13 protein-coding genes and 1 pseudogene are annotated in these 8,938 nt (G+C 57.8%); 6 read left to right on the plus strand and 8 right to left on the minus strand.

The features are described from left to right. Positions 1-178 precede the first annotated feature (178 nt). The 4 genes from RS027_RS13070 (at position 179) to RS027_RS13085 (ending at position 1,838) form a co-directional block, all read left to right on the plus strand. A complete protein-coding gene (locus RS027_RS13070) occupies positions 179-481 on the plus strand; it encodes a helix-turn-helix domain-containing protein (RefSeq protein ID WP_311946834.1) in 303 nt (100 codons plus the stop codon). A gap of 38 nt (positions 482-519) precedes the next feature. Next, positions 520-813 (plus strand): hypothetical protein, encoded by a 294-nt coding sequence (locus tag RS027_RS13075; protein WP_311946829.1) that lies wholly within the window; start codon positions 520-522, stop codon positions 811-813. Between the two features lie 49 nt (positions 814-862). After that, the gene (locus RS027_RS13080; protein ID WP_311946827.1) at positions 863-1,015 is read left to right on the plus strand and encodes a hypothetical protein; all 153 of its coding nucleotides are present in this window, start codon (positions 863-865) and stop codon (positions 1,013-1,015) included. A gap of 196 nt (positions 1,016-1,211) precedes the next feature. Further along, positions 1,212-1,838: a hypothetical protein gene (locus tag RS027_RS13085; protein ID WP_311957649.1), complete on the plus strand. Its 627-nt coding sequence runs from the start codon at positions 1,212-1,214 to the stop codon at positions 1,836-1,838. A gap of 563 nt (positions 1,839-2,401) precedes the next feature. Here the strand turns inward: RS027_RS13085 and RS027_RS13090 are convergent. From RS027_RS13090 to relB, 3 genes are all read right to left on the minus strand, one after another. Further along, positions 2,402-3,400, minus strand: a complete 999-nt coding sequence (locus RS027_RS13090; RefSeq protein ID WP_311946823.1) for a replication initiator protein A — start codon at positions 3,398-3,400, stop codon at positions 2,402-2,404. Between the two features lie 342 nt (positions 3,401-3,742). After that, positions 3,743-4,009, minus strand: coding sequence for a type II toxin-antitoxin system RelE family toxin (locus RS027_RS13095; protein WP_311946821.1), 267 nt, complete (start codon positions 4,007-4,009; stop codon positions 3,743-3,745). Then, positions 3,993-4,217, minus strand: a complete 225-nt coding sequence (gene relB / locus RS027_RS13100) for a type II toxin-antitoxin system RelB family antitoxin (RefSeq protein ID WP_311946819.1) — start codon at positions 4,215-4,217, stop codon at positions 3,993-3,995. The genes RS027_RS13095 and relB overlap by 17 nt, the downstream gene beginning before the upstream one ends. 153 nt (positions 4,218-4,370) lie before the next feature. On the opposite strand from relB, the gene parA reads away from it, so the two are divergent. Together parA and RS027_RS13110 are read left to right on the plus strand one after the other, a co-directional pair. Continuing rightward, positions 4,371-5,000, plus strand: a complete 630-nt coding sequence (gene parA / locus RS027_RS13105) for a ParA family partition ATPase (protein ID WP_311946817.1) — start codon at positions 4,371-4,373, stop codon at positions 4,998-5,000. Next, on the plus strand, positions 4,997-5,239 hold the full coding sequence (locus RS027_RS13110; protein WP_311946815.1) for a hypothetical protein: 243 nt from the start codon (positions 4,997-4,999) through the stop codon (positions 5,237-5,239). Before parA ends, RS027_RS13110 begins: the two co-directional genes overlap by 4 nt. A 36-nt stretch (positions 5,240-5,275) precedes the next feature. On the opposite strand, the gene RS027_RS13115 is transcribed toward RS027_RS13110, so the two are convergent. The 5 genes and pseudogenes from RS027_RS13115 to RS027_RS13135 form a co-directional block, all read right to left on the minus strand. Continuing rightward, entirely contained in the window at positions 5,276-5,833 is a 558-nt protein-coding gene (locus RS027_RS13115; protein WP_311957651.1) for a hypothetical protein, read from the minus strand. A 123-nt stretch (positions 5,834-5,956) separates the two neighbouring features. Continuing rightward, positions 5,957-6,523 carry a recombinase family protein gene (locus tag RS027_RS13120; RefSeq protein WP_311946811.1) on the minus strand — a complete coding sequence of 189 codons (567 nt, stop codon included), beginning with the start codon at positions 6,521-6,523 and terminating at the stop codon, positions 5,957-5,959. A gap of 155 nt (positions 6,524-6,678) precedes the next feature. Beyond that, the gene (locus tag RS027_RS13125) at positions 6,679-6,945 is read right to left on the minus strand and encodes a hypothetical protein (protein WP_311946808.1); all 267 of its coding nucleotides are present in this window, start codon (positions 6,943-6,945) and stop codon (positions 6,679-6,681) included. Between the two features lie 474 nt (positions 6,946-7,419). Next, positions 7,420-8,007, minus strand: a complete 588-nt coding sequence (locus RS027_RS13130; protein ID WP_311946679.1) for a recombinase family protein — start codon at positions 8,005-8,007, stop codon at positions 7,420-7,422. Positions 8,008-8,443: 436 nt separating this feature from the next. Then, positions 8,444-8,938: pseudogene (locus RS027_RS13135) on the minus strand (transposase); the annotation flags it as partial.

The raw sequence follows: 8,938 nt of genomic DNA on the forward strand, positions 1-8,938 counted from the left end.
TCAGAAAATCAAGAAGTTCCGGCGGTTATCTACACGCTATGAGCGACTGGCAAGAAACTACCAGTCACTCCTCTGCCTCGTGTCAGCCGCCATATGGCTGGCCTAATTGTTAACGCCCCTAGCAATAGGTCATAGCCTATATAAAATACTTCGCTCGGCTGACACCCAGGAGCTCCCCATGGCACGCACGCTGGACGATTTGCTCGCCAACGAGAAACCCGAGGTCGTGGCGGCGGCCCAGGCCAAGGCCGATGAGATGCGCCTCGAGCTGCGGCTCGCCGAGCTGCGGCAGCTGGTCGACATGACCCAGGCGCAGATGGCCGAGGCAATGGGCGTCAAGCAACCGACCGTTGCCGGGCTGGAGAAGGCCGGGCAGGACCTCCGCCTGAGTTCCCTCAAGCGCTATGTCGAGGCGATCGGCGGTCGTGTTCGCCTGGATATCGAGCTCCCCGACGGTAGTCATCACGACTTCCCGGTCTGAGGTGAGACACCACGCAAGAAAATGCTAGAGACATCGATATGACAGCCTCTCCCGCTGCCGTCCTTCTCCCCCTGGGTATCCTGTTCACCGCCCTGCTGCTGTTCGCCGGAGGGTTCGCCTGGGCGCGCCGCCGCGACAAGCGGGAACAGGCCCGACAGATCCTCGACAAAATCGAGCCGTGGGCGGGATCGAGGCGTGCCGCCAAAGCGTGGTACCAGAGTCACCCGATTGCCGCCCTTGGCAACTGGACGGCCGCGGCTCTCGTGGCCCATGGTCGAGGCGAGGACGTGCTGCGGTTCCTCGATCACATCGAGGCAGGCGGTTTCGCCTGACCCAAGCCAACGCCTATCCTCTCCCAGAGGGCAACCAGGAGGACGCCCCATGACCGCCTTCAGCTGGATGATCGTGGCCTTCGCCGTGTTCATGGCCGGCGTGTGTCTGTTCGCCTACGTGCAGATCGAACGCAACGCCCACCAGACCCGCCAGCGGCGCCTGGCTCGCGGAGAGGACACCCCGGGCCAGCCGACGCCCTGACGCCGACCTCCCCTCCCCATCAGGCGAGCTCGCCGACCCGCAAACCCCGCTACGGCGGGGTTTTTCGTGCCTGGACACCCCCAGCACGCCCCGCTGCCGGGATATTTCGTAGCATATCCGTATTTTGTATTGTATTTTGTACCGTATAACATATAATATGAAATACACTATACGATACAGCCGAAAGGGATACGATATGGCACGCACCGGGATCACCTACGAGCTGGCCGCCACCGGCGAGCAGCTGGAGGAGCAGGTCGAGGAGCTGAGTGGCCGTGTGGAGGCCCTGGAGAGCGAGCGCGATCGTGTCACCGGCGAGCGCGACGAGGCGCGCAGCGCCCTGGCCGAGTTCCGCGAGCGGGTGCGGGAGCTGGAGGCCCAGCGCGACGACGCCCGGCAGCAGCTGGCCGAGGCCCGCAACCGGGTGACCACCCTCGAGGAACAGCGTGACGAGGAGCGAGAGGCGCGTATCGCGGCACAACGCGAGGCCAAGCAGACCGATCAGGCGCGTATCGAGGCCGAACGCGCCCTGGCCGTCGCCGAGACCCGCACCGAGGCCGCCCAACAGCAGGCCGAGGAGCGTGCCAAGACGCTCCAGGAGGAGCGCCAGGCCCTGGCCGAACAGCGCGACGAGTACCGGGAACGCCTGGCCGCCCTGGAAAAGCAGCTCCAGGACGCCCAGAAACGTGCTCAGGAGGCCGAAAAGGGTCGGACCAAGGCCGAGGTACAGGGTGAGGCCATAGCGGCCCGCATGGAGGCTCTGGAGAGCCGCAAGGAGAAACATCGGGAGGAGGATCAAGGCCAGCTGCCGCTGGGGGAGTGACTCAGGCCCTGGATCGCCATCGGGGCCAGCGTCAGCGATAGACCCTGCGGCGATGGGCGATCCGTACCACAGATCTTAGCTTTAGTCGTCGAGCGTGGATTGACCTCCTTTCTGCTAAACCTAGGCGCGTAGCGCCTTTGTTCCCGCACGAAGTGGGGGTACGGCCCACCGATGCTTATCACTTTAGCGGCCAGGCTGCGCCGTTCAGGGCGCGCAGCCGCGAAGCGGATCGAAAGCGCCCGTAAGCCGCGCCTTTGGCGCGCCATCGTTCAGGCCCGCGAAGCGGGGGCGGAGCGAGGTACGAGCGGAGGGTAGGTGAGCGCGGAGCGCGTTAAAGGTTTTTAAGGTTTTGGTTAAAACCGCGCGCGCGTTACGGTTCTGGGAACCCAGTAACCATGCGGCTTTGCAGGGTGGTCGCATCCCTAAAGGCACGATATGCGCATCCCTAAAGGCACGTGCCAATCCACAGGCGTGGCATCCCTAAAGGCACGTGCCTATCCACAGCGAGCATCCCTAAAGGCACGTGCCAATCCACAGGCGTGGCATCCCTAAAGGCACGTGCCCTATCGCCCCTCTCCCAGCAGGTCCTTCAGCTGTGCTTGATCCCCCTTCGACCTTCGTGCATAGAACGTGACCACGTCACTCTCAGCATTAAAGCTCACACGATAATCGGGCAAGGCATTCTCCTCCGCCAACTCCCTTACGGCGGCACGGAATTTAAAACGCTTATCTTGGCTACCACTTTTCAAATGCAATTTAGAAAGATTTACACTCCATTTTGTCTGTGCGCCACAGTGCTTACGAGCCAGCTCATAGATACGACGATCAAGCGGTTTCCTAAGGCGAAAATAATCACGGCTTAAGGTTAGCACGTGCTTAGATTCAACCGACCTATAGAGCCATTCTGGAAGGGTTACCTCAACCGCAACCATTCGATTATCAGAATCACGCTCAATGACACTCCAAGAATCTATTAGCCCGAAACCTCGTCGCTCACGCTTTCCTTTAGTCTCAATATTGGTCTCAATCCTTGTACCACTTAAACGAGCTAATGCATCTCCCATGCGCTGATATGCTCGCCCACTAGTGTCACGGTTCGTGGACACTAAGAAATCATATGCAGTAAAGCGCACTACCCGACTAATAGATTCTTTCCCCCGATTAATCGATTCCATGAGCTGACTGATGCAATAAATCCACACATCCTTGTCATGAATCGTCGCACAACCATCATGTCCAGGCTTCACTACAACAGTTATATCGCCATGTTGGTAGTACCTAACCTTATGATTTCCAGCACGTAAAGCGAACAGGGGGTGCTCCATGCTCGCGGTGTCATCTTTCGGGCTGGCGTCCAGGATGTCAGCAATGAAGAAGTCACGCTGCGCGTGACGTTCAGGGGCTAGGGCAGAACGACTGCATGTAATGCCCTTCTCTTTCTCTTGGGATTGAGAGGTGACGCCTTGAACACCCTGGGAGGAAAACAGACGTGCATAAGCCTGCTCATAGGTTTCTCCCGGCTTGGCATGCTGCTCGATGAGCTCACGCTGAGACTGGTTCATGCTGCCTCCCCGCCCAAGCCCCAGGAGAGGGTGCACACTATCGGAAGTGGGGGTATACTGCTCATACAGATTTTCGCCTCCTAGGCGTTTCTGGCCCCCGGATCCTCGCCGCCTGCCACAGCATGGAGGGTCCGGGGGTTTGTCTGTCTAGGCTAGGGCAAGAAGCCAGGCCTCTCCCCCTCTCGGTTGCGTACAGATTACCGCATTGTGGCAGGCAGCCACATGAGCGTATGTCGTCCTCCATCGGGTTCGTCGGCGCTTCAGCACCAAAATATGGCCGACTTTGGGGGCCCATACCCTGTTTCATTGTTTCTGTAAAAACGTAAATACAGGTTCTCTACCTTACCGGTAGACCTTGCTGCGGTGTCCAATCCGCACCACCAGGACACGGACCTCCTGATCCTCGATGCTGGCAATGAGACGGTAGTTGCCTACCCGGTATCGCCACAGCTCGCCAAGCTGACCGGTCAGCGGCTTACCGAGCTGACGCGGGTCTTCCAGGGGCTGGATACGGCCACGCAGGTAGTCGCGGATGCGCTTGGCATCCGCATGACCGATCTTCTTGAGTTGCTTGACCGCTTCATCCGTGAGTTCAATCCGCCAGGCCAAGGTCACGCTCCACGTCGTCCAGACTGTAGGTCGTCATCTCACCCCGACGCACTTGCTCCAGAGTCTTCTCGGCCAGGTAGATGTCCTCGAGGTCGTCCAGGTGCTCCAGGATAGCCTCACGGGCATAGAAGCTCTTGGTACGGCCGGTCGCCTTGGCCAGGGCCTCAAGACGCTCCTCAATTTCGCTAGGTAGGCGTAACGCCAACATGCTCAAGCCCTCCAACAGGCAATTTGCTATATAAGTATAGCACATCGCACCCAAGCCAGTAGCACCGGACTGTGCGGGATGACCTCGCACGATTGACGTGTCACGTTTTTACGGCTTTACTGAAAAGCGTATTTAAAGCTTTAAGGAAAACTCGTGATCATCGGAGTGCTCAACCAGAAGGGTGGCGTCGGCAAGACGACGCTCGCCGTCAATATCGCCGCGGCGCTGGCACGCACAGGAAAGCGCGTGCTGCTGATCGATGCCGACCCGCAGGGCAGCGCCCTGGATTGGGCGGCAGCTCGAGAAGGCGACCCTCTGTTCGCTGTCGTCGGCCTACCCAAGCCCAGCATCCACAAGGAGCTTGCCCTGGTGGGCGAAGGCTATGACGTCGTGGTGATCGATGGCCCACCCCGCGTCACGGATCTCGCTCGCTCCGCCATCATGGCCAGCGACATCGTGTTGATCCCCGTGCAGCCGTCGCCCTACGACATCTGGGCCGCCGACGAGGTCGTGAAACTCATCCAGGAAGCGTCTGTATTTAAAGAAAACCTGAAATCTGTATTTGTAATTAACCGTAAAATTGCCAATACCGCCATCGGGCGCGATGTCCGCGAGGCCCTGGAGGCTTATGACCTTCCGACCCTCGAAGCCAGCATCGTGCAACGTGTGGCCTTCGCTGAGGCGGCCGCTGTCGGCAAGGCCATCTATGAGCAGGACCGGGATGGCGTGGCCTCACAAGAGATCGAGGCGGTGGTGAGTGAGCTACAGGAGCGTTTCGCATGAGCAGCAAGAAGGTCTCTATCAGGGGCAAGCCCTCCGCCAAGAAAGCCTCTGACGATACCGCCGTGGATGCCTGGGTTGGCTCCAGAGGCCAAGAGGCTCCCAAGGATCCGATGAAGCGACTGACCATCGACATCCCCGCCGAGCTGCATGCCAAGCTCAAGGCCGACTGTGCGATGCGCGGCCGCAAGATGGCCGATGAGGTCAGGGATCTGCTGATGGAGAAATACGGAAAATCGTAAATACATAAATAAAGAAAGAGGGGGGGGGGGGGGGGGTTATGCAAGATAGCCAAACTGGCCGCGAAACATCACCGGTCCGTCCTTGCCGATGCGTTCTGCAAAGCGATCTGCGATGTCTGCAAAGGACCGTGGCGAGGTCACATCTCTTTCTTTGGATTCCTGCATAGGCGCCTCACTGGAGGCGACGGAAGGTTCTGATGCTGCTGACGGGCCGGAGCGAGAAGGGGTGTTGGAGCCACGCGACGGGGCGGGCAGACGACGCAACTGATGGACCTCTTCACGCAATGCTTTCAGCTCGTCACGTTGCTCTTTCACGACCTCTAGCAATGCATCGAAACGTGTCAGGAGGGCGACGTTATCGACTGCCTGGCCAGGTGTAGGGTGGGTGTCGGTTAAAGCTGTTGGGTTCTGTCGGACTCCCTCCGGTTGATGCGGTGGTTCACCATAGCGACGGATCATCTCCGACAGCTCAACCACTCGTTGCCCCTTGCCGTTAAACCCAGCAGTGACGCGGCCTCGCTCTACAGCCTCATAGAGCGTAGAGCGGTGCAATCCATAGAGCTTGGCCATGCGGCCAATCGTCAATTCAGGCATGTAGGGAGCTGATGGGTTTCGTCGTGTAGAAGGGTGTCGGGCCTATCTCAAGGGAGAATACCTAAGTCCTCACCAGCACCCTAGTACAGAACCAACTACTTCGGGGACTGGTGACAAGGTGGTTCACATTCTCGCTAGACCCTCTCGCTCCAGGGAGGCATTCAGCGTCACCCGGCTGACCCCGAAGTGCTTGGCCACCTCGGTCTTGGTAATCTCGGGATCGGCCAACATCGCCGCCGCCTTTCGCACGTCTGCGCCTGACATGGCCGGACGGCGTCCTCCCTTGCGACCGCGGGCTCTGGCCGCCGCCAGGCCGGCCAGGGTCCTCTCCCGTATCAGGCTATGCTCGAACTCCGCCAAGGCGCCGAAGATATGGAACACCAGCTTGCCGCCGGCATTGGTGGTGTCGATCGCCTCGGTCAGCGACCGGAAGCCCACACCGCGGTCATCCAGCTCGTGGATCAGCTCCACCAGATCCTTGAGCGAACGAGCCAACCGGTCGAGCTTCCACACCACCAGGGTGTCGCCGTCGCGTAGGGTGCGCAGGCAGGCCTGCAGCTCAGGACGCTCTCGCTTGGTACCGGTGATACGTTCCTCGAAGACTTGCTCGCAGCCGGCTTCTTGAAGCGCGTCACGCTGCAACTGGGGATTCTGGTCCTGTGTGCTGACCCGTGCGTAGCCGATGATCATGCGTCCTCCTCTCCATGGCGACCTATACGAAAACAAACCTTGGTTTTCTTTACATTGTGATGCCAGATTGGCAGCGAGGCTAGGGGATAGCGGCGTTATCCACGCCGCTTAATATTCAAACCCTATTTCTTACTTTAAAAATTAAAAATCATCAGTCAATAACTTTTAAGATACTTACTCCTTCTTGCATCACAGTAATCAACCAAGCCAGAATCCTCCCGATCAATTATAGCAATCAATCTATCTGAACTAGAGAAATCTTCTTCGATTGCGTATCCCATAAAGTGCTCGAAAAAAATCTCACACTTTTCGTCCATACTACTCGCAGAAAGAACTTCATCTGCTGCTTTCTGAGGTGTTGCTGCAGATGCAAAAACAGGAAAGCAAAAAAGGAAAGCTGATAAAATTCCACGCTTAGACATACCATAAACTCCTTTAATTTAAAGACCTAATAATTATCACTCTGGAGTTATGACCCACCTACCACCTTTATCTTCCATTTCATAGCTATATCTAAAACCATTGCAATATACTGTAAACCCCCTACCCATCAAAAACTGATTAACCTTATCTACTGTGTCACACTTATATCCAGCTGACTGTATCAGTGTTTTTGCGTTACGCTTAAGCTCTAAATCATTAGCAGAAACATAGCCTGAAATGGCAGAACACAAAACGAAAGAGGCTAAAAAAACTTCTTCATGAGAATAACTCCTTTATTTATCATCTTGAATCTCAAATTTTACATTAGAAAACCTTTTCTTATCTACATTGACCAGAGATCCATACGGAATTTTTCCTTGGCGGAGGGGGAAACGCCAAGAGGTCAACAAAGGACAACCAGGTAAGCTCCTCTTGGCCAGAGTGTCATTTTCAGAAGGCGACCGCACGGAGTGTCAGGAGTCGGTTGCACTGTGGTCTGAGGCATCGGACTGGCTGGCCTTCAAGGCGGCGTAGAGGGCCGTCTTGCTGACCTTGAGGCGTGCAGCAGCCTCGCGGACGTTCAGCCCATTGGCCAGGTGTTCCCTGGCCCGCTTCAGCTTGTCGTCGGTGACGACGGGCTTTCGTCCGCCTTTGCGCCCACGGGCGGCGGCAGCGGCCAACCCCGCCTTGGTGCGATCACGGATCAGGTCACGCTCGAACTGCCCCAGGGCGCCGAACACATGGAAGATCAGCCGCCCACCCGGCGTGGTGGTATCGATGGCTTCGGTCAGCGACCGGAAGCCGACACCACGCGCCTCCAGGGTGCTGACCACCTCGATCAGATGCGGCAACGAGCGACCCAGCCGATCCAGCCGCCATACGACCAGCACATCTCCGTCGCGTAGGAACTCCAGGGCGGCCGTCAGCCCCGGTCGCTCCGCCTTGGCCCCGGAGACGGTGTCATCGAAGATCCGCTCGCACCCTGCCTTGTGAAGTGCATCGGTCTGCAAGGCGGAGTCCTGCTCCGCCGTCGAGACCCGCGCATAGCCGATCAGTGCCATGGGCCGCCTTTTTGTCCGTTAATCTGTCCGGCTATCTTATTGTCCGACAACCCATCAAACAAGCCTATTCTCGGACAATGTCCGGCTTGGCCGCCTAATGATCGTTTTCCGGACAGAGCGGTTTCATCAGGCTCCTGATGGTCGAGTGGTAAAGCGATCCAAGATAAGCCTTCGTCGTTAGCACAACGAGGAGGTGACTGTTCAGCTTTCAGTGTCTGGGGCAGGGACGCCACCTGGAGGAAGCGACGGCAGCAATAGGGTAGGGCTCCGTAGGCGGCACCAGCTGTCCAGCTTTTGGTTAGAAGCCAGACAGTTTGACGTACCACCAAAGGCGCTGCCAATCACAAGTATGGCGGGCCAGCTTTTGGGAATGACTAGATTTTTGTGGTTTCTTTACGGAAAACCCGATGCCTGTCAAGCTTGTTGGAACCTGGAATCAGGCAGTTTCTAATCGCTGATCACGTTGAACCAGCGGGTCTTCCTGGTCCGGGTTCAGCCAGACCGTCCGGCGCGGTCTCCAGTTCCGAGTGGAACCGCTCCACCGACCGGGATGTTGTCGTTTCGCCTCGGCATAGATGGCGTCTCGCCTGGCCAGCACTTCGTCATCCTGACCAGCATGCCGCTCACCCGGGGTAACGAATCGTATCGCACTGTGGCGGTGCTCGTGGTTGTACCAGTGCACGAAGCGCGTCACCCACTGCTGCGCCGCTAACAGGCTCTCGTAGCCGTCCATCGGGTAGTCGGGCCGGTACTTGCAGGTCCTGAACAGCGACTCCGAGAAGGCGTTGATGCTTTGGAGACCCGAGGGCGGCTGTACGACGGGGTGATGCCCAGATCGTAGAGCTTCTCCAGGAAGGTCGCCGCCTTCATCGGACTGCCGTTATCGGAATGCAAAATCAAGGGTTTATGAGGGTCTGTCAGATGCTCTCGC

This window comes from Halomonas garicola (genome assembly GCF_031935715.1).
In the GTDB taxonomy this organism is placed as follows: Bacteria; Pseudomonadota; Gammaproteobacteria; order Pseudomonadales; family Halomonadaceae; genus Vreelandella; species Vreelandella garicola.

Bases quoted from the DNA above. Each gene is read 5' to 3' on its own strand.
- RS027_RS13070 (WP_311946834.1), top strand. From the start codon at position 179: ATGGCACGCACGCTGGACGATTTGCTCGCCAACGAGAAACCCGAGGTC.
- RS027_RS13075 (WP_311946829.1), top strand. From the start codon at position 520: ATGACAGCCTCTCCCGCTGCCGTCCTTCTCCCCCTGGGTATCCTGTTC.
- RS027_RS13080 (WP_311946827.1), top strand. From the start codon at position 863: ATGACCGCCTTCAGCTGGATGATCGTGGCCTTCGCCGTGTTCATGGCC.
- RS027_RS13085 (WP_311957649.1), top strand. From the start codon at position 1,212: ATGGCACGCACCGGGATCACCTACGAGCTGGCCGCCACCGGCGAGCAG.
- RS027_RS13090 (WP_311946823.1), bottom strand. From the start codon at position 3,400: ATGAACCAGTCTCAGCGTGAGCTCATCGAGCAGCATGCCAAGCCGGGA.
- relB (WP_311946819.1), bottom strand. From the start codon at position 4,217: ATGTTGGCGTTACGCCTACCTAGCGAAATTGAGGAGCGTCTTGAGGCC.
- RS027_RS13110 (WP_311946815.1), top strand. From the start codon at position 4,997: ATGAGCAGCAAGAAGGTCTCTATCAGGGGCAAGCCCTCCGCCAAGAAA.
- RS027_RS13115 (WP_311957651.1), bottom strand. From the start codon at position 5,833: ATGCCTGAATTGACGATTGGCCGCATGGCCAAGCTCTATGGATTGCAC.
- RS027_RS13120 (WP_311946811.1), bottom strand. From the start codon at position 6,523: ATGATCATCGGCTACGCACGGGTCAGCACACAGGACCAGAATCCCCAG.
- RS027_RS13125 (WP_311946808.1), bottom strand. From the start codon at position 6,945: ATGTCTAAGCGTGGAATTTTATCAGCTTTCCTTTTTTGCTTTCCTGTT.
- RS027_RS13130 (WP_311946679.1), bottom strand. From the start codon at position 8,007: ATGGCACTGATCGGCTATGCGCGGGTCTCGACGGCGGAGCAGGACTCC.